Source organism: endosymbiont of unidentified scaly snail isolate Monju, assembly GCF_000801295.1.
Lineage (GTDB): Bacteria > Pseudomonadota > Gammaproteobacteria > Chromatiales > Chromatiaceae > MONJU.
In genome coordinates, this window is the sequence record NZ_AP012978.1 from 134,691 (window position 1) to 157,019 (window position 22,329).

21 protein-coding genes and 2 pseudogenes are annotated in these 22,329 nt (G+C 66.7%); 7 read left to right on the top strand and 16 right to left on the bottom strand.

Annotated features, from left to right (window positions below; all coding sequences use genetic code 11):
- Window positions 1-16: 16 nt before the first annotated feature.
- Window positions 17-1,235: pseudogene (locus tag EBS_RS00640) on the top strand (RecQ family ATP-dependent DNA helicase); the annotation flags it as partial.
- Between the two features lie 12 nt (window positions 1,236-1,247).
- On the opposite strand, the gene EBS_RS00645 reads toward EBS_RS00640, so the two are convergent.
- From EBS_RS00645 to rhlB, 6 genes and pseudogenes are all read right to left on the bottom strand, one after another.
- Window positions 1,248-1,760, bottom strand: coding sequence for a SprT family zinc-dependent metalloprotease (locus EBS_RS00645; protein WP_043106833.1), 513 nt, complete (start codon window positions 1,758-1,760; stop codon window positions 1,248-1,250).
- Window positions 1,757-2,143: a lactoylglutathione lyase gene (gene gloA / locus EBS_RS00650; RefSeq protein WP_043106835.1), complete on the bottom strand. Its 387-nt coding sequence runs from the start codon at window positions 2,141-2,143 to the stop codon at window positions 1,757-1,759. Before gloA ends, EBS_RS00645 begins: the two co-directional genes overlap by 4 nt.
- A gap of 64 nt (window positions 2,144-2,207) precedes the next feature.
- Window positions 2,208-4,673: a putative bifunctional diguanylate cyclase/phosphodiesterase gene (locus EBS_RS12615; RefSeq protein WP_052199167.1), complete on the bottom strand. Its 2,466-nt coding sequence runs from the start codon at window positions 4,671-4,673 to the stop codon at window positions 2,208-2,210.
- A gap of 115 nt (window positions 4,674-4,788) precedes the next feature.
- Window positions 4,789-5,061 (bottom strand): annotated as a pseudogene (locus EBS_RS14920) (PhnD/SsuA/transferrin family substrate-binding protein); the annotation flags it as partial.
- Window positions 5,007-5,507, bottom strand: coding sequence for a phosphate/phosphite/phosphonate ABC transporter substrate-binding protein (locus tag EBS_RS00660; protein ID WP_043106836.1), 501 nt, complete (start codon window positions 5,505-5,507; stop codon window positions 5,007-5,009). The gene EBS_RS00660 and the pseudogene EBS_RS14920, both read right to left, overlap by 55 nt.
- A 108-nt stretch (window positions 5,508-5,615) precedes the next feature.
- Window positions 5,616-6,923, bottom strand: coding sequence for an ATP-dependent RNA helicase RhlB (rhlB, locus tag EBS_RS00665; protein ID WP_043106837.1), 1,308 nt, complete (start codon window positions 6,921-6,923; stop codon window positions 5,616-5,618).
- Window positions 6,924-7,093: 170 nt separating this feature from the next.
- Here rhlB and trxA point away from each other — a divergent pair, with 170 nt between their 5' ends.
- The 6 genes from trxA to EBS_RS00695 all read left to right on the top strand — a co-directional run bounded on the left by trxA (window position 7,094) and on the right by EBS_RS00695 (window position 12,447).
- On the top strand, window positions 7,094-7,420 hold the full coding sequence (trxA, locus tag EBS_RS00670; protein ID WP_043106838.1) for a thioredoxin TrxA: 327 nt from the start codon (window positions 7,094-7,096) through the stop codon (window positions 7,418-7,420).
- A gap of 183 nt (window positions 7,421-7,603) precedes the next feature.
- Window positions 7,604-8,866, top strand: a complete 1,263-nt coding sequence (gene rho / locus EBS_RS00675) for a transcription termination factor Rho (RefSeq protein ID WP_043106839.1) — start codon at window positions 7,604-7,606, stop codon at window positions 8,864-8,866.
- A 103-nt stretch (window positions 8,867-8,969) separates the two neighbouring features.
- Window positions 8,970-9,623, top strand: coding sequence for an N-acetylmuramate alpha-1-phosphate uridylyltransferase MurU (gene murU, locus EBS_RS00680; protein WP_043109010.1), 654 nt, complete (start codon window positions 8,970-8,972; stop codon window positions 9,621-9,623).
- 106 nt (window positions 9,624-9,729) lie between these two features.
- Window positions 9,730-10,890, top strand: coding sequence for a glutamate--cysteine ligase family protein (locus tag EBS_RS00685; RefSeq protein ID WP_043106840.1), 1,161 nt, complete (start codon window positions 9,730-9,732; stop codon window positions 10,888-10,890).
- A complete protein-coding gene (locus tag EBS_RS00690; protein ID WP_331711237.1) occupies window positions 10,887-11,927 on the top strand; it encodes a M14 family metallopeptidase in 1,041 nt (346 codons plus the stop codon). The genes EBS_RS00685 and EBS_RS00690 overlap by 4 nt, the downstream gene beginning before the upstream one ends.
- Window positions 11,928-11,955: 28 nt before the next feature.
- On the top strand, window positions 11,956-12,447 hold the full coding sequence (locus EBS_RS00695; protein ID WP_043106841.1) for a hypothetical protein: 492 nt from the start codon (window positions 11,956-11,958) through the stop codon (window positions 12,445-12,447).
- Window positions 12,448-12,715: 268 nt separating this feature from the next.
- Here the strand turns inward: EBS_RS00695 and EBS_RS00700 are convergent, their stop codons facing one another.
- The 10 genes from EBS_RS00700 to mrdA all read right to left on the bottom strand — a co-directional run bounded on the left by EBS_RS00700 (window position 12,716) and on the right by mrdA (window position 22,326).
- On the bottom strand, window positions 12,716-13,054 hold the full coding sequence (locus EBS_RS00700) for a zinc ribbon domain-containing protein YjdM (protein ID WP_043106842.1): 339 nt from the start codon (window positions 13,052-13,054) through the stop codon (window positions 12,716-12,718).
- 18 nt (window positions 13,055-13,072) lie between these two features.
- Window positions 13,073-14,047, bottom strand: a complete 975-nt coding sequence (gene lipA / locus EBS_RS00705; protein ID WP_043106843.1) for a lipoyl synthase — start codon at window positions 14,045-14,047, stop codon at window positions 13,073-13,075.
- Window positions 14,048-14,203: 156 nt separating this feature from the next.
- On the bottom strand, window positions 14,204-14,827 hold the full coding sequence (gene lipB / locus EBS_RS00710) for a lipoyl(octanoyl) transferase LipB (protein WP_231892889.1): 624 nt from the start codon (window positions 14,825-14,827) through the stop codon (window positions 14,204-14,206).
- Window positions 14,828-14,892: 65 nt separating this feature from the next.
- Window positions 14,893-15,183 carry an HP0495 family protein gene (locus EBS_RS00715; protein WP_043106844.1) on the bottom strand — a complete coding sequence of 97 codons (291 nt, stop codon included), beginning with the start codon at window positions 15,181-15,183 and terminating at the stop codon, window positions 14,893-14,895.
- Window positions 15,176-16,066 carry a D-amino acid aminotransferase gene (locus tag EBS_RS00720; protein ID WP_052199168.1) on the bottom strand — a complete coding sequence of 297 codons (891 nt, stop codon included), beginning with the start codon at window positions 16,064-16,066 and terminating at the stop codon, window positions 15,176-15,178. Before EBS_RS00720 ends, EBS_RS00715 begins: the two co-directional genes overlap by 8 nt.
- Complete coding sequence (locus EBS_RS00725) at window positions 16,066-17,187, bottom strand: D-alanyl-D-alanine carboxypeptidase family protein (protein ID WP_231892821.1); 1,122 nt, start codon at window positions 17,185-17,187, stop codon at window positions 16,066-16,068. Before EBS_RS00725 ends, EBS_RS00720 begins: the two co-directional genes overlap by 1 nt.
- Window positions 17,188-17,565: 378 nt before the next feature.
- On the bottom strand, window positions 17,566-18,351 hold the full coding sequence (locus EBS_RS00730; RefSeq protein ID WP_043106845.1) for a septal ring lytic transglycosylase RlpA family protein: 786 nt from the start codon (window positions 18,349-18,351) through the stop codon (window positions 17,566-17,568).
- Window positions 18,348-19,328, bottom strand: coding sequence for a lytic murein transglycosylase B (gene mltB, locus EBS_RS00735; RefSeq protein ID WP_043106846.1), 981 nt, complete (start codon window positions 19,326-19,328; stop codon window positions 18,348-18,350). The genes EBS_RS00730 and mltB overlap by 4 nt, the downstream gene beginning before the upstream one ends.
- The gene (rodA, locus tag EBS_RS00740) at window positions 19,325-20,464 is read right to left on the bottom strand and encodes a rod shape-determining protein RodA (RefSeq protein WP_052199169.1); all 1,140 of its coding nucleotides are present in this window, start codon (window positions 20,462-20,464) and stop codon (window positions 19,325-19,327) included. The genes mltB and rodA overlap by 4 nt, the downstream gene beginning before the upstream one ends.
- Window positions 20,461-22,326, bottom strand: a complete 1,866-nt coding sequence (gene mrdA, locus EBS_RS00745) for a penicillin-binding protein 2 (RefSeq protein ID WP_052199170.1) — start codon at window positions 22,324-22,326, stop codon at window positions 20,461-20,463. Before mrdA ends, rodA begins: the two co-directional genes overlap by 4 nt.
- Window positions 22,327-22,329 lie beyond the last annotated feature (3 nt).

Below are 22,329 nucleotides of genomic sequence, written 5' to 3' on the forward strand. Positions count from 1 at the left end.
GAAGGCCCGGCGTTTCGTCGCCGGTTTCGACCGCCCCAACATCCGTTACAGCGTGCTCGAAAAGTACCGCCCCGCCGAGCAGCTGCGCGCCTTTCTCGAGCAGCGGCAAGGCGAGTCGGGCATCGTCTATGCGCTGAGTCGTCGCAAGGTCGAGGAGATTGCCCAGCGCCTGCGTGAGCAGGGCTTCTCTGCCGCTGCCTACCATGCGGGCCTGCCGCCGACGGAACGTGAGTCGGTGCAGAGCGCCTTCCTGCGCGACGAGTTGCGCATCGTGGTCGCCACCGTCGCCTTTGGCATGGGTATCGACAAGCCGAACGTGCGCTTCGTGGTGCATTACGACCTGCCGCGCCACATCGAGGGCTATTACCAGGAGACCGGCCGTGCCGGTCGTGACGGCCTGCCTGCCGAGGCCCTGCTGCTGTACGGGGCGCAGGACGTGGTTACCGCGCGTCGCCTGATCGAGAACAACGGCAACGAGACGCAACGGCGGATCGAGTCGCACAAGCTCGATGCCATGGTGGCGCTGTGCGAGAGTCCGACCTGTCGGCGCCGGGTATTGCTCAACTATTTCGGTGACTGGCTGGACGAGGATTGCGGCAACTGCGATGTCTGTGCCGATCCGCCGGCGCGTTTCGATGCCACCCGCGAGGCGCAGATGGCGTTGTCCTGCGTGTATCGCGTGGGGCAGCGTTTCGGTATCCGCCATGTCATCGAGGTACTGCGCGGGGCGGATACCGAACGCATCCGCCGGCTGGGTCACGATCGCCTGTCTACCTACGGTATCGGCCAGGAGCTGGGCGAGGCCGAATGGACCTCCATCCTGCGCCAGCTGATTCACCTGGGCTACCTGCGCCAGGACATCGCCAACTACTCGGTGTTGCAACTCACCGAGCGCGCCCGTCCCCTGTTGCGCGGCGAGATCCGCCTGGAGCTGGCCCGTCCCCGTTGTGCGGGAGGGGCCCGCGCGCAAGCGCCGCGCCCCCCTGGCCGCTGATGGCCCCTACGATGAGGTGTTGTTCGAGCGCCTGCGTGCCCTGCGCAAGCAGCTGGCCGACAAGCGCGGGGTGCCGCCCTATGTGATATTCGGTGATGCCAGCCTGGTGCAGATGGCGCGCCACAAGCCGGTCGACGAACGCGCCCTGCTGGCCATTCACGGTGTCGGGGTACACAAGCTCGAACAGTATGGTGCGGCCTTTCTGTGCGTCATCGCGGCGCACCTCACCGAGACGGTCTGAGGTCCGCCGGGTTCAGCGCGGGCGCAGAATCTCGCCGCAGCCGCGGCACTGGTATTGCCGTTGGCCGCGGCGGATGCGGTTGTGCCGGGTGGTGCTGAGCAGGTGCTCGCGGCAGGCGCAGTGGTAGGCCCAGCGGCGCTGGCGACGTGGGCTGTCGGTCTCCGCCAGGGCAAAGTCATGGCAGCGTTCGGGTTCGGCCCCCAGGTAGCGCATCATCGCCTGCCACTCGGGGCCGTGCGGGCGCACCCGCCGGTCGTACAGCCAGCCGACCAGCACGTGTGCCACTTCGTGCGGCACCGTTTGCGCCAGGAAGTCTTCAGGTTGGAGACGGGCGATGTCGAGGTTGTAGCGGATTTCGATGTGGCCGTCCGGACAGCGGCGCACCTGACCTGCCGCGCGGCCACGCAGGTCACAGCGTACCGGCACGGTCGGCATGCGCCGGCCGCGTTCGGCCAGCAGCGGTCGTGCCTGCCGCAGGCAGCCCTCGGTGGCCTGGCGCAGGCGCGCGCACAGCGGGTCGCTCATGTCTTCCTGCCGATCAGCTCGATGGGGTAGCCGTCCGGGTCCTCGACGAAGGCGATGACGGTGGTGCCGGCGTTCATCGGTCCGGGTTCGCGGGTGATCCTGCCGCCCAGCTTGCGGATGCGCTCGGCCGCCGCGTACACATCGTCCACTTCGATGGCGATGTGGCCAAAGCCGGTGCCCAGGTCGTAGTGGTCCACGCCCCAGTTGTAGGTCAGCTCGATGACGGTGTTCTCGGTCTCGTCACCGTAGCCCAGAAAGGCCAGGGTGAACTTGCCTTCGGGATAGTCCTTGCGGCGCAGCAGCCGCATGTCCAGCACCTCGGTATAGAAGGCGATGGCGCGCTCGAGGTCGCCGGTGCGAAGCATGGTGTGCAGGATACGCATGGGGTGTCCTCCCGGTTCGGATGGCGACCATTGTGCTGCCGAAGGGGGGCGGGTGCAATGTGGCTCAGGTCGTCGTTTCGGCGTCTTGCCGGGATGGCGAGAGGGGCTCCAGGGGGCGAGGTTTGCCGAACAGGTAACCTTGCAGCCAGTCGCAACCCTCGGCTCGCAGGAAGGCATGTTGTTCCGGGGTCTCCACGCCCTCGGCGACCACCTGCATGTCGAGGGTGTGGGCCAGGCCGATGATGGCGCGCACCAGGGTGGCGTCCTGTTTGTCGTTGACCACCTCCTTCACGAAGGAGCGGTCGATCTTCACCATGTCGAAGGGGAAGGCGCGCAGGTGGCTGAGCGAAGACTGGCCGGTGCCGAAGTCGTCCAGGGCGATGCGCACTCCCAGTACCTGGATGTCGGACAGTTGCAGGGTGATGCGCTCCAGGTCGCGCGCCAGGGTGTCCTCGGTGATCTCCACGATCAGGCGGTCGGCCTGCAGGCGATTTTCGGTGATCCGCTGTCTCAGTCCCTCCAGGAACCCGGGGCTGTGCAGCAGGCGGGCCGATACATTGATCGAATAGGGGGTGGGATCACCGTGCCGGGCCTCGAGCTGGTCAAGCAGCCAGTCGGTGATGCGAGGCATCAGTCCCATCTCTTCGGCCAGGGCGAGGAACTCTGCTGGCGCCAGCAGGCCCCGTGTCGGGTGTTGCCAGCGCAGCAGGCACTCGCAGGCATGCAGTTGCCGCCCCTCGATGTCGAGGATCGGTTGCACGAATACGCGCAGTTGCTCTTCCGACAGGGCCTGGTGCAGCTCGCGTTCGAGTTGCAGGTTGTGACGGCTGTTGCGCAGCATCTCGTGATGGAAGCGCGCCACGCCCGCGCGGCCTCCCGTCTTGGCCTGGTACATGGCGGTGTCGGCATGCTGGATCAGCTTGTCGGCGGTGGTGCCGTGTTCCGGGGCGATGCTGATGCCGATCGATGCGCTGGTGTGAAAGCGGATGCCATTGATTTCGAAGGGATGATCCAGGGTGTCCAGTACCTTCTGTGCCAGGTGCGCGGGTTCGCTGCGGTGCCCGAAGCGGCCGAGCAGTACCGCGAACTCGTCACCGCTCAGGCGGGCCACCAGGTCATCGTGGCGCAGTACGCCGCGCAGGCGCCGTGCTACCTGGATCAACAGCTGGTCACCGGTGAGGTGCCCGTGACTGTCGTTGATCTGCTTGAAGCGGTCCAGGTCGAGAAACAGGATGGCAATCTGGTGTCCCTTGGGCAGCTCGCTGCGCAGCGCCTCGTCCAGCCGCTCATGAAACAGGCGCCGGTTCGGCAGGCCGGTGAGCGCATCGAGGTAGGCCAGGTAGTCGAGCCGCTGTTCGCGCGCCCGTACCTGCTCACGCATGGCGCTGAAGGCCTCGACCAGGTGTCGGGTCTCGTCGATGGGTGGCAGGGCGATCTCGTCGCCGCTCTCGCCGCGCGCCTCGCGATGAAGTTGTTCGGCGATCTCGCTGATCGGACGCAGCAGCCAGTACTGGAAGGCAAGATAGCCGAGTGCCAACAGCAGGATGATGCTGCCGGCCAGCCAGCCGATGCCGCTGGCCAGGCTGTCACCGGGTTGCAGCAGGCGTTCCAGCAGGCGGCTCAGTACCGGGGTGATTTGATGTTCGAGGATCACCAGGTCCTGTCGCCAGGCCTGGCCATTGAGCATGACTCGCAGCTGATGATAACCGTCGGTCCACTGGTGCAGCGCCTCGTCGATTTCGTCCATTTCAGCGACCAGGGGATACTCGTCGGCCGCTGCGAGCCTTTCGCGCAGCGAGGCGAGTCGTCGCCGAAAGATCTCCAGGCGATCTTCGATGTTGTTCACCCGGGCCTGCATGGCGCGGTGCGCATCGGTGTCGAAGATGCCGAAGCGATTGGCAACCAGCAGGCGCAGTTCGCCGATGATGTGCTGCCAGTACAGGCGCAGCCGCAGGGTCTGGTCGTGGAGCCTGCTCGAGGGTGGAAGGGCGTCGAGTTCTGCATCCAGGTGTTGCAGGATGCCGGCGATGGTCAAGGTTGCCGGCACCATCTGCTCGCGCATCAGGTGGCTGGCGGGGATCCACGCGTTGGTATCCTGGCGCACCCTGGTCAGTTGGCGTGCGTGCCGGGCGAGTGTCTGCACATCATCGATCAGGGTGCGCACGACCTCCGGGTTGCCACTCAGTGCGTAAGAGCCCTGTCGTGCCAGGCGTTCCACCGTGAGTCGCAGGCGTCGGATCAGGATTTCCAGGGCGTCGGTCGGTATCTGTTGCGGGTCGAGGCTGAAGGCGAGCAGCGCTTCCTTGAGCTGGTGTGCCGCCTGTTCGGCATCGATGAGGGTGCTGATGACGGTGCCCTGTCGCGCGGCCAGCGAGGTGTTGGTCTCGCCGACTTCACGTACCTGGTGTTGTCCCCAGAGGACCAGTCCGACCAGGACCAGGCCAATCAGCAGTGACAACCAGAAGTAGCGGCCACGGTAACTGTCCAGGCCGAGGTTGGGGGCTTGTCGTTGGTAGGCGTCTTTGGTCATGGGCTTGTCAGTAGTGTTCGCCCAGTACGCGTGCGACGATCTTCCGCACCGAGTCGTACTCCGCATCGTTGGCAGGCCGCAGGCCGGTGAGATGGGCCAGCCCGAGCACGATGCGCCCGGCCGGGTCATCGTTGAGTGCCAGCAGAATGTTGCGTATTTGGTTGGCCAGGGTGTCGGGGACCCAGGCGGCGACAGCCCAGGGGAGTTGTGCGATCGGCGAGCTCAGGGCGATTACGCGCAGGGCGTTTGGGGGTTCCGACCAGGGGGTGTGCGAGAGCCGTACCAGGGTATCCCCGGCCCCGGCGGCGTCGGCCTGGCCGTAGTAGAGTGCGTTTACCGCGTCGATTGGCGTGCGCGCAAAACTCTCCAGGTAGTCGCCCTCGTACAGCCCCCCCCCGCGCGCAGCAGGTCACGTGCCAGGATGTGGGTCACCATGGCCCCTTTGCCACCGCCGAACAGGATCTTCATCCCACGCAGTTGAGCGATATTCCGGATGTGGCTGTCGGCAGGCACCAGGAAGGTGGCGCGTATCTGTGAGCGGCCCAGTTCCTCGTTCTTGAGGATGACGCGATGGCCAAACTCCCGGTGAGCGCGGATATAGTGGTACTGGTTGTAGTGGATCAGGGCGTAGCGCTCTGCCTTCACGCGTTCCCAGAAAGCCGCAAAGTCGGGCGCGCTCTCGAGCACCACTTCGCGTCCCAGGTGCCGGCCAAGCCACTCGGCCAGTGGCTGGAACTGGCGCAGTGTCTTGTCCTGGTTCAGGCGTGGGAAGACGCCGATGCGAAATGGTGTGGTGTCGGCAGCCACTGTCCCCAGCAGACAGCTGGTCAGCAACAGTGTGCTGATGAAAATTCTGAGCGTACGCAATGTGTCTCCCTGGAGGTGCCGATGTGGGCAGCAGGGTTATCGACAGGTCGGGTTCTCTCTTTAGGCCCCGGGTTTTCAGCCGGCGGCGCCGCCTTTGCCGCCACCCGGTCCGCGGTCGCGCGAGCGTCGACGTGGCCGCCCCTTGCTGCTCCCCTTGCCGCGTGGAGGGCGGCGCTTGCGTTCGATGTGCACGCGGCTGGCCGGATCTACCTCGGCGAGCAGCTCGCGGGTGACAGGCTTCATCGGGATCTTGTGGCCGATGTAGTCCTCGATGTCGGGCAGTGAGAAGGCATAGGTCTCGCAGATGAAGGCCACCGCGTCGCCCTCGGCGCCGGCGCGCGCAGTGCGGCCGATGCGGTGCACATAGTCCTCCGGGTCATCGGGCAGGTCATAGTTGAAGACGTGCGTCACGCCCGGGATGTGCAGGCCGCGCGCGGCCACATCGGTGGCCACCAGCACCGAGACCTCGTCGTCGGCAAATTGCTTGAGCAGGCGTTCGCGCTTCTTCTGCGGCACGTCGCCCGAGAGGATGGCCGCCTTGTGCCCATTGCCCTCCAGATAGCCCCAGACACGCTCGGCCTCGCGCTTGGTGTTGACGAAGACGATGCTGCGCGCGTCCTCGAGGCGGTTGATCAGCCCCAGCAGCAGCGGGATCTTCTCCTCGTTGGCCACCATGTAGCCGGTCTCGCGCACCCGGTCGGCGGTGATCTGCTCGGCCTCAACCTCGACCTTCTGCGGGTTGTTCATGTGCTCGTAGGCCAACTCGAGGACGCGCCAGGAGAGGGTGGCCGAGAACAGCATGCTCAGCCGTCGCTCGGGCGGTGGGCAGCGCCGCAACAGGTAGCGGATGTCCTTTATGAAGCCCAGGTCGAACATGCGGTCGGCCTCGTCGAGTAGCACTGCCTGGATGGCGCGCAGGTCGAACACCCGTTGCTTGAAGTAATCGATCAGGCGGCCCGGTGTGCCGATGAGGATGTCCACCCCGGCCTCCAGGTCCTTGCGCTGTTTCTCGTAGGCGGTGCCGCCATAGACCACGCGCACGTGGTGGCCGGTGTGGCCCGCCAGCACCTCGGCGTCGCGGTGGATCTGGATGGCCAGCTCGCGGGTCGGCGCCACGATCAGCGCACGCGGCTGGTTGGCGCGGCGGCGCTGGTCGGCCGGTTCCTGGTCGAGCAGGTGCAGGATCGCCAGCAGGAAGGCCGCGGTCTTGCCGGTGCCGGTCTGTGCCTGGCCGGCCACGTCCTGGCCGTCAAGCGCCAGCGGCAGGGTGGCCGCCTGGATGGGCGTGCAGTACTCGAAGCCGGCATCGTGGATGCCGTCGAGAAGAGCCTGAGAAAAGGGGAAGCTGTCGAAACGGGTCTTGGTCAGGTGCTTGTCGCTCATGGCTGCCAAGGATACCCCAAAAGGGCCGATCGGGCTTGAAATGCGCTGGGCATTGGGCTCAAATTGGGGTTCGTTCCGTTATTGCAGAGCCCCAGGCCCTCACCTCACGCGTTCCGGCCGACGCATTGGCTGCATGACGAATTCCGTTTCAGGTTGCTGGAGAATCTCAAGTGAGTGACAAGATCGTTCATGTGACGGACGACACCTTCGAGAGCGAGGTGCTGAAATCCGACATCCCCGTGCTGGTGGACTACTGGGCCGATTGGTGCGGCCCCTGCAAGATGATCGCGCCGGTGCTCGACGAAATCGCCGAGGAATACGACGGCCGGCTCAAGGTTGCCAAGCTGAACATCGATTCCAGCCCCAACACGCCGCCGCTGTATGGCATTCGCGGCATTCCCACGCTGATGCTGTTCAAGGACGGCGAGGTGGAGGCCACCAAGGTCGGCGCTGTCTCCAAGTCGCAACTGACCGCCTTCATTGACAGCAATCTCTGAGCGGTTTGGTCTGATCGAAAGTCCGGTCTCGCGCGCCGGGACTGGACCTTCGCGGAACCCATGCTAGAATTCCATCAACTGCCGGTTCCGGCCGTATTCCCCGTTCCTGCGCCATGACGCCCCGCGCGGCGTTCCGTTCTTTTTCGTCCAATCCCTGATTTAGCACGCCACAGGCTGTTTGTAATGAACCTCACTGAACTCAAGAAGATGCCCGTTCCCGAGCTGCAGGCTCTCGCCAGCTCGATGAAAATCGACAACATGGGTCGCTCGCGCAAGCAGGACCTGATATTCGCCATCCTCAAGGCGCATGCCAAGAAGGGTGAGGACATCTATGGTGATGGCGTGCTCGAGATCCTGCAGGATGGCTTCGGTTTCCTGCGCTCGGAAGACTCGTCCTACCTGGCCGGGCCCGACGATATCTATGTCTCGCCCAGCCAGATCCGTCGTTTCGGCCTGCGTACCGGCGACACCATCTCCGGCAAGATCCGTCCGCCCAAGGACAACGAGCGCTACTTTGCCCTGCTCAAGGTCGACGAGATCAACTTCGATCGTCCCGAGAACGCCAAGAACAAGATCCTGTTCGAGAACTTCACCCCCCTGTTCCCCAACAAGAAGTTCAACCTGGAACTGGGCAATGGCAGCACCGAGGACATTACCGCGCGTACCATCGAGCTGGTGGCGCCCATCGGCAAGGGTCAGCGCGGCCTGATCGTGGCCCCGCCCAAGGCGGGCAAGACCATGCTCATCCAGAACATCGCCCAGTCGATCGCCATCAACCATCCCGAGTGCTATCTGATCGTGCTGCTGATCGATGAACGGCCGGAGGAGGTCACCGAGATGGCCCGCTCGGTGCGCGGCGAGGTGATCTCGTCGACCTTCGACGAGCCGGCCACCCGCCACGTGCAGGTCGCCGAGATGGTCATTGAAAAGGCCAAACGCCTGGTCGAGCACAAGCGCGACGTGGTGATCCTGCTCGACTCCATCACCCGCCTGGCGCGTGCCTACAACACCGTGATCCCTTCGTCCGGCAAGGTGCTCACCGGCGGCGTGGACGCCAATGCCCTGCAGAAGCCCAAGCGCTTCTTCGGCGCGGCGCGCAACGTCGAGGAGGGCGGCTCGCTGACCATCATCGCCACCGCCCTGGTGGAGACCGGCTCGCGCATGGACGACGTGATCTACGAGGAGTTCAAGGGCACCGGCAACATGGAGGTTCACCTCGACCGGCGCATTGCCGAGAAGCGCATCTTCCCGGCCATCCACATCAACCGCTCCGGCACTCGCCGCGAGGAGCTGCTGATTCCCGAGAAGGAACTGCAGAAGATCTGGATCCTGCGCAAGATCCTGCACCCCATGGATGAACTCGCGGCCATGGAATTCCTCTACGACAAGCTCAAGGCGACCAAGACCAACCAGGAATTCTTCGACGCCATGAAGTCCAAGGCCTGACCTTCGCGTTCTTTGTGGTGGCCCCTTCCCGGCGCGGGCTTGCGCTTTCCGGCCTGCCCGGCACAATGCCGCCATGTCCGACGCCTTCCGTCCCCGTACTGCCATGATCCTCGCCGCCGGGCGCGGCGAGCGCATGCGCCCGCTGACCGATCACACCCCCAAGCCGCTGCTGGCGGTCGGTGGGCAGCCACTGATCGTCTGGCACATCGAGCGCCTGGTGGCGGCCGGGATCCGGGATCTGGTGATCAACCACGCCCATCTGGGCGGGCAGATCGAGGCGCGGTTGGGCGACGGTGCGGCCTGGGGAGCGCGTATCCGCTGGTCGCGCGAGGGGCAAGGCCGGGCGCTGGAGACTGGCGGCGGGATCTGCAAGGCGCTGCCGTTGCTCGGCGAGGCGCCCTTCCTGGTGGTCAACGGCGATGTCTGGTGCGATGTCGATTTCGCGACGCTGGCCCTGCCGGCCGGTGAGCTGGCCCACCTGTTGCTGGTGGACAATCCGCCCCACCATCCCGAAGGCGATTTTGTGCTCGATGGCGAGCGGGTGCGTGAGAACGGCGGAGTGCGTCTGACCTTTGCGGGGATCGGCGTCTATCACCCGGCGCTGTTCGCCGGTTGCCGGCCCGAGCCCTTTCCACTCGCCCCCCTGTTGCGCCGTGCCATGCGCGAGGGGCGGGTTTCCGGTACCCACCACCGGGGGCGCTGGGTGGACGTGGGCACGCCCGGGCGTCTGGTGGCGCTGGATCAGGCATTGTCCTAGACAGTTGGCCGATTCCGGCGCGGAGGGGGAGATGCGGGAGGCCCCGTGATGGCTTGCGGAGGACAAAACCCCATGCATTCGGGCACAGCATCTACCCTTTACAGGCATGGGACAGGAAATCCACTCCATCGACTTCACGCCCGAGGCCTTCGAGGAATATCGCCGCCGACTGCGGACCGAAACCGAGCTGCTGGTCGCATGGGAGCACCAGGGTCGCTTGCGCAGTGCGCCCTTCCGCCTGGGCTTCGAGCTGGAGGGCTGGCTGGTGGACGAGGCCGGTGAGCCGGCCGCGCGCAATGCCGAGTTTCTGGCCGAACTGGCCGACCCCCAGGTGGTGCCGGAGCTGGCGCGCTTCAATTTCGAAATCAACGACGACCCGCTGCCCTTCACTCCCGGCATGTTCGATTGCATGCATGCCTCGTTGCAGGCACGTTGGGCGCGTTGCGAGGAGGCGGTGCGTGCCTTCAATGCCGCCAAGGTGGTTTCCGCGGCGACCGTTGCGGTCGGTGCCAATTCGCCTTTCTTTCTGCAACGCCGCCTCTGGGAGGAGACCCGTATCCCGCTGTTCGAGCAGGCGGTGGCGGTCGGCGGTTCGGACTATTCGCGGCGCGTGACCTTTGGTATCCGCTACGCCCACGAGAGCCTGCTCGAACCCTTCATCGCCAACCTGGAGCGCTATCCGGTGTTGTTGCCCGACCTGATGGACGAGCCGCCCGAGCATCTGGCCCACTTGCGCCTGCACAACGGCACCATCTGGCGCTGGAACCGCCCTCTGGTCGGCTTCGACGAGCAGGGACGGCCGCATTACCGTATCGAGCATCGCGTGGTGGCGGCCGGCACTTCGGTGGCCGATCTGGTGGCCGACACCGCCTTCTTCGCCGGCCTGGTGCATGCCCTGATCACGGAGATCCCGCCGCCCGAGACACGACTGTCCTTCGCGCTGGCGCGCGAGAACTTCTACCGCGCGGCGCGCCATGGCCTGGCGGCGCGGGTGCGCTGGCTGGAGGATGGCGAAGGTCCACTGGATCGCCTGGTCGTGGAACGGCTGTTGCCGCTGGCACGTGACGGCCTGCACGCGGTCGGACTGGACGATGAGGAGATCGCCCGTTGGCTGGGTATCGTCGAGGCAAGGGTGCGCAGCGGGATCACCGGCTCGGCCTGGCAGCGGCACTGGATCGACGCCCATGGGCCCGACTGGCCAGGGCTGGTGATGGCCTATGCCGAGCGCCAGGCCACGGGCCGGCCGGTGCACGAGTGGCCGCCATGAGCCTGTTGCGCATCCACGAAGGCCTGCCCGAGGGACTGCTGGCGCTGGACGCCACCCAGCTGCATGAGCGCCTGGGTGGTCCAACCCTCATCCACCTGCCGGGACGGCGCGAGCCGCCCCTGTTCGTCGCGGTGTTGATGCACGGCAATGAGACCACCGGCTGGGATGTCATCCGCCGGGTGCTGCAACGTTATCTGGTGGACGGTGGCCTGCCGCGTGCGCTCAGCCTGTTCGTGGCCAACACGGCGGCTGCCGCCGAGGGCGTGCGTCACCTGTCGGACCAGCCCGATTTCAACCGCGCCTGGCCGGGTGGTGAGATCGCCGACGGCCCAGTGCCCGCGACCCTGCGCGATGTGGTCGGAGAGATGCGCGCGCGCGGCCTGTTCGCGGCGGTGGACGTGCACAACAATACCGGCCTGAACCCGCACTATGCCTGTGTCAACGTGCTCGACGAACAGGCCTTGCACCTGGCCGTCCTGTTCTCGCGCACCGTGGTGTATTTCATCCGCCCGCGGGGAGTGGCCTCGATGGCGATGGCCGCGCTCGGGCCCTCGGTCACGCTCGAATGTGGCAAGGTCGGGCAGGCGCACGGGGTACACCATACCGAGGAATATCTGGACGCCTGCCTGCACCTGGCAGCCCTGCCCGCGCACCCGGTGCCGGCGCACGACCTCGACCTGTTCCACACCGTGGCGGTGGTCAAGGTGCCGCCCGAGATCTCCTTCGGCTTCGGCGAGCAGGGCTACGACATCGATTTTCTGGTCGACCTGGAGCGTTACAACTTTCGCGAACTGCCGCCCGGCAGCGTGTTTGCCCGCGTGCGTGCTGGCGGGGTGGTGCCGCTGCGGGTACGTGACGAACAGGACGCCGAGGTGGCCGATCGCTACTTCGTGGTCGAGGACGGCGAGCTGCGTACCCGCCGCGCGGTGATGCCGTCCATGCTCACCCGCGACACCGCGGTGATCCGCCAGGACTGCCTGTGCTACCTGATGGAGCGTTACCCGCTCGATTCAAGCCGGAGAGGGGGCTGCCGTTAACCCCGGTACACAGGCAGAGGACAGCGACATGACGCCCATCATCATCGACATCCTGGCTTCGGGCCAGGATCGCGAGGCGTATCCCATCGAGGTCGGGCTGGTGCTGGCCGACGGCACCCGGCATTGTCACCTGGTGGCGCCGGCGCGCAGCTGGCGCCAGTGGGATCCGGCGAGCGAGAAGGCACATGGCCTGAGCCGTGCTCTGCTCGAGGCACATGGTCGCCCGGTCGGCGACATCGCCTGGCGCCTGAATGCCCTGCTCGGTGACAGGACGGTGTATTGCCTGCATGCCGGTCTGGTCACCGCCTGGCTGGACCGCCTGTTCGCCGCCGCCCACAGTGAGCGTACCTTCGGCGTCGCTGCACTGTCCGGCCTGCTCGCCCCGCAGCAGCAGGCGCAGTGGGATGCGGTGCGGCGCGAGGTGAGGGAGGCGTTGGCCCTGCCTCGCCGGCGCGCCAGCGGCAATGCCTGGATAGTGCAGGAGGCCTGGAAGCGCCTGAACGCACGCAAAGCGGCTTGAACCCTCGGGGCTAGCCCGGATGTTTCACCGGCATCCCGAGAGCTGGCGGAATTCGCAGCCGCTGTGGCGCCGGTTTGGAGCGAAAGCGATAGCCTGCGCTATCGCTTGAGTGAAAACCAAGCCACAGCGAGCGAGAAACCGCCGGAATCGGGATAGAAAAACGCGGGAGACAAACCGTAACCGGCGACTGGCCTTCCTTTTTGCCATTTTTGCTCGATCATTCAGCCTCTTAGGGCTAGAGCGTTGTTCGGCCGGTGAAATATTCGGGCTAGGCCTTTTTCACGAACTGTGACTTCAGGCCCATCGCGCCGATGCCGGGGATGCGGCAGTCGATGTCGTGATCGCCTTCCACCAGGCGGATGTTCTTGACCTTGGTGCCGACCTTCACCACCTGCGAGGAGCCCTTGACCTTCAGGTCCTTGATCACCGTCACGGTGTCGCCATCTTGCAGCACATTGCCCACCGCGTCGCGTACCACGGGGGCCTCCTCGGTCGCCGTTTCGGCTTCCGGAGACCATTCGTGGGCGCATTCCGGACACACCAGCAGCGGCCCGTCCTGATAGGTATAGGGCGACTGGCATTGCGGGCAGGGAGGCAGTTCGGTCATCAGTTCGTTCTCCGGGCTTCAGGTCTTGCCGAGCAGCGGGTTGGCCTGCAGGTCGGCGTGGTAGGAGGAGCGCACCATGGGCCCGCTGGCCACGCTGGAGAAGCCCATCGCCTCGGCCCGGGCGCGCAGGGCGTCGAACTCCTCGGGGGTGACGAAGCGTTTCACCGGCAGGTGGTCGCGGCTGGGTTGCAAGTACTGGCCCAAGGTGAGCATGCTCACCCCGTGCGTGCGCAGGTCGTGCATCACCTGTTCCACCTCTTCCAGGGTTTCGCCGATACCGAGCATGATGCCCGACTTGGTCGGCACCCCGGGGTGTTGTTCGCCGAAGCGCGCCAGCAGCTCCAGTGACCATTGGTAGTCGGCCCCGGGGCGGGCCTGCCGGTACAGGCGGGGGACGGTCTCGAGGTTGTGGTTGAACACGTCCGGCGGGGCCTCGGCCAGGGCGGCCAGCGCCGGCTCCATGCGTCCGCGGAAATCGGGAGTGAGGATCTCGATGGTGGTCTGCGGCGCCTTGGCACGCACTGCGCGGATGCAGGCGGCGAAGTGTCCGGCGCCGCCGTCGCGCAGATCGTCGCGATCCACCGAGGTGACCACCACGTACTTCAGCGCCATCTCGGCGATGGCCTCGGCCAGTTGCCGGGGCTCATCGGGGTCGGGCGCGAGCGGCTTGCCGTGGGCCACGTCGCAGAACGGGCAGCGGCGGGTACAGATGTCACCCAGGATCATGAAGGTGGCGGTGCCGTGGCTGAAGCACTCGCCCAGGTTGGGGCACTGCCCCTCCTCGCACACCGAGGACAGGCCGCGGCTGCGCAGGATGCGCTTGATGCGGGTCACTCCGGGGCCGGAGGGCACGCGTGCGCGGATCCACTTCGGCTTGCGCAGCATCTCGGTGGTGGGTTCGACCTTCACCGGGATGCGCGCCACCTTGTCGCGGCCGCGCTGGTGGGTTTCGGGTTGATGACGCGAGGGGGCGTCGAGATCATGCTTGTTCATCGCTGCATTGTAGCGTCTCCGGCGAGCTGGTGGTGTCCCGGCAGGTCCTGGGTGTTTCGAAACGCCCCTGATGGGTATGTCGAGGATGGGCGGGAGCGGCGCCCCGCCGCGAACGATCCGCATAGCCCGTAGGATGGGCAAAGCGCAGCGTGCCCATCAATGGTCAGGTGTCGATCGCGAGTCCGGGAGGCAGAGGCTGGTGGGCAAGGTATCGTCGGCGGCCTCCACGGCATAGCCCAGGCGGGCTGCCAGGGCGGCGACCAGGCGCTCGGCGCAGGCGTCCATGCCGAGGTCCACGCCCAGGTCGCGCAGCCGGGTCACCGGCATGCCGGCGTAGCCGCAGGGGTTGATGCGCGAGAAGGGTTCAAGGTCGAGATCGACGTTGAGCGCCAGGCCGTGGTAGCTGTAACCGCGGCGCACACGCAGGCCGAGCGCGGCGATCTTGGCCTCGCCGACATAGACGCCAGGGGCCTCGGGGCGGGCGTGCGCGACGATGCCCAACCCGTCGAGCAGGTCGATGACAGCCTGCTCCAGCGTCGAGACCAGGGCGCGCACCCCGAGCCCGGCCTCGCGCAAGGAGAGCAGCACGTAGACCACGAGTTGCCCGGGTCCGTGGTAGGTGACCTGGCCGCCGCGATCGGTCTGCACCACCGGGATGTCGCCGGGGGCGAGCAGGTGCTCGGTACGCCCCGCCTGCCCCTGGGTGAACACCGGGTCGTGCTCGACCACCCACAGCTCGGAGGGTGTGTCGGAGGTGCGCCCGTTGGTGAAGGCGCGCATCGCCTCCCAGGTCTCGCGGTAGGCGCGGCGGCCCAGGCGGCGCAGGCGCAGGACAGGAAGCGTGCTCACAGGCGCATCAGCACCTTGTCGTGGGCGGTGAGTGCATCGTAGATGGCGTCGAGCTGCTCGCGGCTCTGTGCCTCGATGGTGATGCTCACCGACAGGTACTTGCCGTTGGCACTGGCGCGGCAGCTGACGTGACGGTCGTCGATGCGCTCGCAGTGGCGGCCGACGATCTCCACCACGGTGTCGCGGAAGCTGCCGTCGTCCAGCCCCATGGCCTTGATCTGGTACTGGCAGGGGAACTCGAAGCCCGGGGCTTCGGTGTCGCCCTGCGTCTTGCGGTGCTCAGTCATCTTGCGTTTCCTCTGCCGGTCGGTTGCGCGCGGCCAGGCGGATGCGTTCCTTGGCGGCCTGGAACAGGCCGTCCATGTGGCGCCAGCACGGCCCCGGGCGACCGTCACCCACTGCCTGGCCGTCGAGCTGCACCACTGGCGCGATCTCGCGCGTCGAGCTGGTCAGCCAGATCTCCTCGGCGCGTCGCAGCTCGCTCTCGGCGATGGCCGCCTCGGCATGTGCGATGCCGGCATCGCGAGCCAGTTCCAGCACCAGGTCGCGGGTGATGCCGGGCAACAGGCATTCGCTGTTGGGCGGGGTGATCAGCAGGCCGTCGAGCACGATGAACAGGTTGCTGGCGGTGCCTTCCATGGCCTGGCCGTCACGCACGAAGATGGCGTCGTCCGCGCCGCTTTCAAGCGCCTCGGCCTGGGCCAGCACGTTCGGCAGCAGGGTGGTGGCCTTGATGTCGCAGCGTGCCCAGCGGGTGTCGGCCAGGGTGATCGCGGTGATGCCCTGTTCCGCGATGCGCGGATCGCGCGCGGTGATGGGGCTGGCGAAGGCGATCACCGTGGGTTCGACCGGCTCGGGAATGCGGTGTGCGCGTGCGCGATAGGCTCCGCGGGTGATCTGGATGTAGATCGAGAGATCCTCGCCATCGGCATCGGCGCACAGTTCGGCGATGATGGCGCGCCAGTGGGCGTCGTCGAGCGGGTCTTCCATGCGGATGGCGGCGAGGCTGCGGCGCAGGCGTGCCAGGTGTTGCTCCAGCCGGAAGGGCAGGCCGCCATAGGCCGGAATCACCTCGTAGACGCTGTCAGCGAACAGCAGGCCGCGGTCGGTGATCGGCACGCAGGCCTGCTCGGCGGGGAGAAAGCGGCCGTTGAGGTAGACCTTGTCCATCAGAAGGGCAGCCAGCGTTGCACGGTGTCCACGGCCTGGCGCCAGAGTCCCCCCTCGGGAATCTCGCGCAGGGCCACCAGCGGCACCCTGGCGATCGTCTCGCCCTCCAGTTCGACGACGACCTCGCCGAGTGCCTGCCCCTTGTGTACCGGCGCCTGGATGTCCGGTTCGATCTCGCTGCGTGCGCTCAGCTTGTCGTACTGGCGGCGGGGGATGGTGAGATACAGGTCCTCTGCCAGGCCCAGCGCGACCTTCTCCTGTTCGCCCATCCACACCCGGGCCTCGGTCAGGCGGCTGCCGCCGGCATACAGGCGATGGGTCTCGAAGAAGCGGAAGCCGTAGTTGAGCAGTGCCTGGCTGGCCTCGATGCGCGCCTTGTCGCTGGGGGTGCCCATCACCACCGAGATCAGCCGCATGTCGTCACGCCTGGCCGAGGCCACCAGGCAGTAGCCGGCGGATTTCGTGTGCCCGGTCTTGACCCCGTCCACCGTGGGATCGCGCCACAGCAGGCGGTTGCGGTTGTGCTGGCGGATCTTGTTGTAGGTGAACTCCTTCTGCGAGTACAGGCTGTAGTACTCGGGGTAGTCGCGAATGGTGGCGATGGTCACCCGGGCGATGTCGCGGGGCGTAGTGTAGTGGTCGGGATGCGGCAGGCCGGTGGCATTGGCGAAATGGGTGCCCTGCATGCCCAGCCGCGCGGCGTGTTCGTTCATCAGGTTGGCGAAGGCGTCCTCGCTGCCGGCAATGTGCTCGGCCAGGGCGACGGCCGCATCGTTGCCGGACTGGATGATCAGGCCCTTGAGCAGGTCAGCGACCGACACCCGGCTGTTGACCTCGATGAACATGCGCGAGCCCTCGGTCTTCCAGGCCTTCTCGCTGACGGTTACCAGGTCGTCCGGCTTGAGTGTGCCGTGCGCCAGTTCCTCGAACACCACGTGCGCGGTCATGATCTTGGTCAGGCTGGCCGGTTCCAGGCGCTGATCGGCATTCTTCTCGGCCAGGACCCGTCCGCTGTGCATGTCCAGCAGCAGGTAGCCAGTGGCGTCGATGTTGGGTGGCGCGGGTACGGGCGCTGCGCCAGCGAAGGGGGTGAGAAAGAACAGGATGAGGGGAATGACCAAGACAACCCCAATCAAAGTCTCACTTAGAGCGGCCCGGATGTTGCGGATCAAGGCGCGGCTCGCAGGGAATGGCAGGCCCTTGCCAAGAGCCGCAACGCGGAGCCGGGACATCCGGGCCGCTCCCTGCGGGCGGGCTTCCGGGCGTCCATCCACTGCGTTACGCCGACTTGACATAGAGTGACTATGCCTGCGCCGGCGTACCTTGTGGCCGAACGCCCAGAAGCCCGCTGAGCGTGGCTTTGATTGGGGTTGTCTTGGTAGGCACGACTTCATCGGTGGCAGGGTCCTCATCTGGGGATCGGGGTGACTGCTTGGATGCCGCAGACCGCCACGGGTTCCGCGAGCGGCCATCTTACACCTGGCCCGGTCTGGCGGGCATCAGCGGATCAGTATTCGGCTGTCGTGGATACGCAGGCGCTCGAGGGTCGCGGTGACCTGGTCGGCGACCTCGACCGAGGCCAGGGGGCCGATCTGCACCCGGTGTACCTGACCATGCCGCGAGGTTGCACGCTGGATGCGTACCTCGCGCTGCAACAGCCGGCTCAGGCGTGCGGCCAGGCGCTCGGCATTGCGACGCACGCCGAAGGCTCCCACCTGGATGTAGATGCGGGGCGCATGGTCGGGCGTGCCGGTCGGATGCCGGGCGCTGCGTTCGGGGTGCCGCGGGTCGATGGCTGCGACCTCGACCAGCGCGGTCCCCTTGCCGAGCATGCCGATCTTGCTGGCCGCGGCATAGGACAGGTCGATGATGCGGTTGCCGTGGAAGGGGCCGCGATCATTGACCCGAACCACCACGCTGCGGCCGTTCTCGAGATTGGTCACTCGCACGTAGCTGGGCAGTGGCAGGGTGCGGTGCGCGGCGGTCATGGCGTACATGTCGTAGCGTTCGCCCGAGGCGGTAGGCCGCCCGTGGAACTTGCTGCCGTACCAGGAGGCGATGCCGCGCTCACGGTAGCCGCTGGCGCTGCGCAAGGGCCGATAGGTGCGACCTGCCACGGTGTAGGGGCGCATGTTGGCCCGGCGATAGGGCTCGGCGCGCGGCACGGCATCCGGCACATGGCTGAGGTCGGGGTAGCCCGGTGGTGCGCTGTCGCGTCGTGCCCCTCCGCCGCCGCATCCGGCGAGCACCAGGACCAGCAGGGTGATGAGCAGACGATGGATCATGGCATCTTGCGATCGTGCAGGCGGCGCAGGGCGTCGGCCAGCTGGAACACGGCCATGGCATACAGCGGGCTGTGGTTGTAGCGGGTGATGACGTGGAAGTTGTTCAGTACCAGCCAGTGCTCGGTGCGTTCGCCGTCGTGCAGGGCCAGCAGTGCGGCGGGCAGGTCGTCGGGCAGGGACCGGGCAAGACGAACGCCCGCGCCACGCAGGCGGCCCACGGTGGTGTGCGGCTTGTACCCCCGGTCGATGACGGCCTGCAGCGAGGTATCGACACCCTGGATTCGCCGCGTGACGGGCTGGCCGCGCTGCCAGCCGTGGCGGGCGAAGTAGTTGGCCACGCTGCCGATCACGTCGGCGTCGTTCTCCCAGATGTCGCGCCGGCCGTCGCCGTCGAAGTCCACCGCGTAGGCGCGGAAGCTCGAGGGGATGAACTGCGGCTTGCCCATGGCCCCGGCGTAGGAGCCGAGCAGTGCGGTGGGGTCGGCATCTTCCTCGCGCGCGAGCAGCAGGAACTCGCGCAGCTCGCCGCGAAAGAAGGCCGCGCGTGGCGGGTAGTGGAAGCCCAGGGTGGTCAGGGCGTCGAGCACGCGGTAGCGTCCGGCGTGTCGACCGTAGCGGGTCTCCACGCCGATGATGGCGACGATGATCTCGGGCGGCACGCCGTATTGCTGCTCGGCGCGCGCCAGGACCTCGGCGTTGTCGCGCCAGTAGCGCAGGCCGCCGCGGATGCGTTCGCGGGTGAGAAAGATCTTGCGGTACTTGCCCCAGTCGAGGCGTTTCTCGGCAGGGCGTGCGATGGCCTCGAGAATGGATTGCCGAACCTCGGCCTGCTCGAGCAGGCGGCCGAGCGCCTGGGCGTCGAAACCGTACCGCGTCGCCATTTCGGTGATGAATTCCTGCTGCAGCCTGCCGGGGTCGGCGGCGCCTGCTGCCAGGGCGGGCAGCAGCAGGATCAGGCTCAGCAGGTATGGCTTCATCTCGGCAACAGCTTGCGGTGGGTGTGGATGGACATGAGCATACCGAAGCCGGCCATCAGGGTCACCAGCGAGGTGCCGCCGTAGCTGATCAGCGGCAGGGGCACTCCGACCACCGGCAGCAGGCCCGAGACCATGCCGACGTTGACGAACAGGTAGACGAAGAACACCAGGGTGAGGGCGCCGCCGAGCAGGCGGCCATAGGTGTCCTGGGCGCGGCTGGCGATGTACAGCCCGCGCAGGATGACGAACAGATACAGCGCCAGCAGTACGGTGACGCCGACCAGGCCGAGTTCCTCGGCGAGCACCGCGAAGATGAAGTCGGTATGGCGCTCGGGCAGGAAGTCGAGCTGCGACTGGGTGCCGGCCAGCCAGCCCTTGCCCCAGATGCCTCCCGAGCCAATGGCAATCTTGGACTGGATGATGTGATAGCCGGCACCGAGAGGGTCCTGTTCCGGGTTGAGGAAGGTGAGCACGCGCTGTTTCTGGTAGTCGCGCATGAAGTGCCAGAGTATCGGTGCGGCCGCGGCCGCCGCGCCCAGCAGGCCGAAGATCAGGCGCCAGGAGATGCCCGCCAGGAACAGCACGAAGACCCCGGCGCTGGCCACCAGCAGCGCTGTGCCCAGGTCGGGCTGGCGGGCGATCAGCAGCACCGGCACCATCATCATCAGCGCCGAGGCGAGCAGATGCTGCCAGGCGGGGGGCAGCGGCTTGTCGGCCAGATACCAGGCCAGCATCATGGGCACGGCCAGCTTGACCATCTCGGAGGGCTGGAAGCGGATCAGGCCCAGGTCGAGCCAGCGCTGTGCGCCCTTGCCCACGTCGCCGATCAGCAACACCAGCACCAGCATCAGGGTGCCGACCAGGTACAGCCAGGGGCTCCATCGCATGAGTTGTTCTGGGCGTACCTGGGCGATGCCGATCATCACCCCGAAGGCGAGCCCGAAGCGCAGGAGCTGGCGTTCCACCTGGCCCATGTCCTGGCCGCTGGCGGAATACAGCACCAGCAGGCCATAGCCGCTGAGCGCCAGCAGGCCGAGCAGCAGCGGCAGGTCGAGATGGAAACGCGCCAGCAGGCCCTGCCGGCGGTTGGGGTCGGTGGGGGTGAGGTCGCCGAGATCGGCCGGGTGCAGGCTCATGAATCGTCGTTCCCGTGGTTGGCCCCGGGGCCGTAGAGGCGCGGCAGCAGCCAGGCGTCCATCACCTTGCGCGCCACCGGTGCGGCGGTGGCCCCGCCGTGACCCCCGTTCTCGACCACCACCGCGATCGCGATCTGCGGGTCGTCGGCGGGCGCGTAGCCGATGAACAGCGCGTGATCGCGGAACTTGTGGGCCACGTTCTCCTCGTCGTACTCCTCTTCCTGGCCGACGGTGAATACCTGGGCGGTACCGGTCTTGCCGGCGATGGCGTAGAAATCGGTGCGGATGCGCCGCGCGGTGCCGCGCAGGCCCTCGACGACATGGCGCATGGCGCGCCGCACGTCGTCCCAGTTGACCTGTGAGGCGATGGGGATGGTCGTCTCCCGCGGCGGGATGGGGTAGCGCTCGCCGCTGCCCCGGTTCTGCAGGTAGTCCACCACGTGCGGGGTCATCAGGTGCCCGTTGTTGGCGATGGCCGCGGTGGCGACGGCCAGTTGCAGGGGGGTGGTGAGGAAATACCCCTGGCCGATGCCGGCGATGACGGTCTCGCCCGGGTACCAGGGTTGGTGTCGGGTGCGGCGCTTCCATTCGCGTGAAGGCAGGATGCCACGTGACTCGCCATTCAGGTCCACACCGCTGCGGCGGCCAAAGCCGAACTGGCCGAGGTAGTCGCTCAAGGCGTCTATGCCCAGGTTGAAGGCCAGCTTGTAGTAGTACACGTCACACGACTGGGTGATGGCGGCATCGAGGTCCATGGGGCCATGTCCGCCCTTTTTCCAGTCGCGGTACTTGTGCTCGTGTCCCGGCAGCTGGAAGAAGCCCGGGCAGTAGTAGCTGGTGTCGTAGCGGATCACGCCGGTTTCCAGGCCGGCCAGGCCGATGAAGGGTTTGACCGTGGAACCCGGCGGGTACTGGCCGCGCAGGGCGCGGTCGTAGAGCGGGCGGTGGCGATCGGTCTGCAGGGCCTTGTAGGCGCGCCGGCTGATGCCCTCGACGAACAGGTTGGGGTCGTAGCCCGGCTTGCTGGCCAGTGCGAGGATGCCGCCGCTGCGCGGGTCGATGGCCACCACCGCGCCGTTGTAGTCGCCCAGGGCCTCCAGAGCGATCTGCTGCAGGTCGATGTCCAGGTGCAGGTGCAGGTCCTGCCCGGGCTGTGGCGGGGTTTCCTCGAGGATGCGCACCACCCGTCCCACCGAGTTCACCTCGACCTGCTGGACGCCCACCGCGCCGTGCAGCGCGGCCTCGTAGCTCTTTTCGATGCCGGTCTTGCCGATGTGGCTGGTGCCGGCATAGTTGGAGGTGTCGATGGTCTTGAGGTCGCGGCTGCTGATGCGTCCCACGTAACCCAGCAGGTGCGAGGTGGCCTCGGCAAAGGGGTAGTGCCGCAGCAGCTGGGCCTTGATCTCGACGCCAGGGAACTGGTGACGCACCACCGCGAAGCGTGCGGCCTCCTCGAGGTCGAGGTTGACGCGGATGGGAATGCTGTCGAAGCGCCGCTTGCGCCGGCGCAGGCGGTTGAAGCGCTCGCGGTCGTCGGCGTCGATGGCGATGTAGTGCGACAGGCGCTCCAGGGTGGCATCGATGTCCTTCACCTGTTCCGGTACCAGTTCCAGGCTGTAGGCGGGTCGATTCTGCGCCAGCAGCACGCCGTTGCGGTCGTAGATCAGGCCGCGGGTGGGTGCGAGCGGGATCAGCTTGACCCGGTTGTCCTTGGACAGGGTGGTGAAGTGCTGGTGTTCGATCATCTGCAGCTGCACCAGGCGTGCGCCCAGGCCCAGCAGGGCCAGCATGACCAGCAGGGCGGCAATGATGGCGCGCCCGAGAAAGGCCTGCTCCTCGCGGATGTGGTCCTTGATCTGCATGGC

Coding starts and splice junctions, on each gene's coding strand:
- mltB (WP_043106846.1), bottom strand. CDS start 19,328: ATGAAGCCATACCTGCTGAGCCTGATCCTGCTGCTGCCCGCCCTGGCA.
- EBS_RS00700 (WP_043106842.1), bottom strand. CDS start 13,054: ATGACCGAACTGCCTCCCTGCCCGCAATGCCAGTCGCCCTATACCTAT.
- lipA (WP_043106843.1), bottom strand. CDS start 14,047: ATGAACAAGCATGATCTCGACGCCCCCTCGCGTCATCAACCCGAAACC.
- mrdA (WP_052199170.1), bottom strand. CDS start 22,326: ATGCAGATCAAGGACCACATCCGCGAGGAGCAGGCCTTTCTCGGGCGC.
- EBS_RS00695 (WP_043106841.1), top strand. CDS start 11,956: ATGACGCCCATCATCATCGACATCCTGGCTTCGGGCCAGGATCGCGAG.
- EBS_RS00730 (WP_043106845.1), bottom strand. CDS start 18,351: ATGATCCATCGTCTGCTCATCACCCTGCTGGTCCTGGTGCTCGCCGGA.
- EBS_RS12615 (WP_052199167.1), bottom strand. CDS start 4,673: ATGACCAAAGACGCCTACCAACGACAAGCCCCCAACCTCGGCCTGGAC.
- lipB (WP_231892889.1), bottom strand. CDS start 14,827: ATGCGCGCCTTCACCAACGGGCGCACCTCCGACACACCCTCCGAGCTG.
- EBS_RS00715 (WP_043106844.1), bottom strand. CDS start 15,183: ATGACTGAGCACCGCAAGACGCAGGGCGACACCGAAGCCCCGGGCTTC.
- EBS_RS00690 (WP_331711237.1), top strand. CDS start 10,887: ATGAGCCTGTTGCGCATCCACGAAGGCCTGCCCGAGGGACTGCTGGCG.
- EBS_RS00685 (WP_043106840.1), top strand. CDS start 9,730: ATGGGACAGGAAATCCACTCCATCGACTTCACGCCCGAGGCCTTCGAG.
- EBS_RS00720 (WP_052199168.1), bottom strand. CDS start 16,066: ATGGACAAGGTCTACCTCAACGGCCGCTTTCTCCCCGCCGAGCAGGCC.
- rhlB (WP_043106837.1), bottom strand. CDS start 6,923: ATGAGCGACAAGCACCTGACCAAGACCCGTTTCGACAGCTTCCCCTTT.
- rodA (WP_052199169.1), bottom strand. CDS start 20,464: ATGAGCCTGCACCCGGCCGATCTCGGCGACCTCACCCCCACCGACCCC.
- rho (WP_043106839.1), top strand. CDS start 7,604: ATGAACCTCACTGAACTCAAGAAGATGCCCGTTCCCGAGCTGCAGGCT.
- gloA (WP_043106835.1), bottom strand. CDS start 2,143: ATGCGTATCCTGCACACCATGCTTCGCACCGGCGACCTCGAGCGCGCC.
- EBS_RS00645 (WP_043106833.1), bottom strand. CDS start 1,760: ATGAGCGACCCGCTGTGCGCGCGCCTGCGCCAGGCCACCGAGGGCTGC.
- murU (WP_043109010.1), top strand. CDS start 8,970: ATGATCCTCGCCGCCGGGCGCGGCGAGCGCATGCGCCCGCTGACCGAT.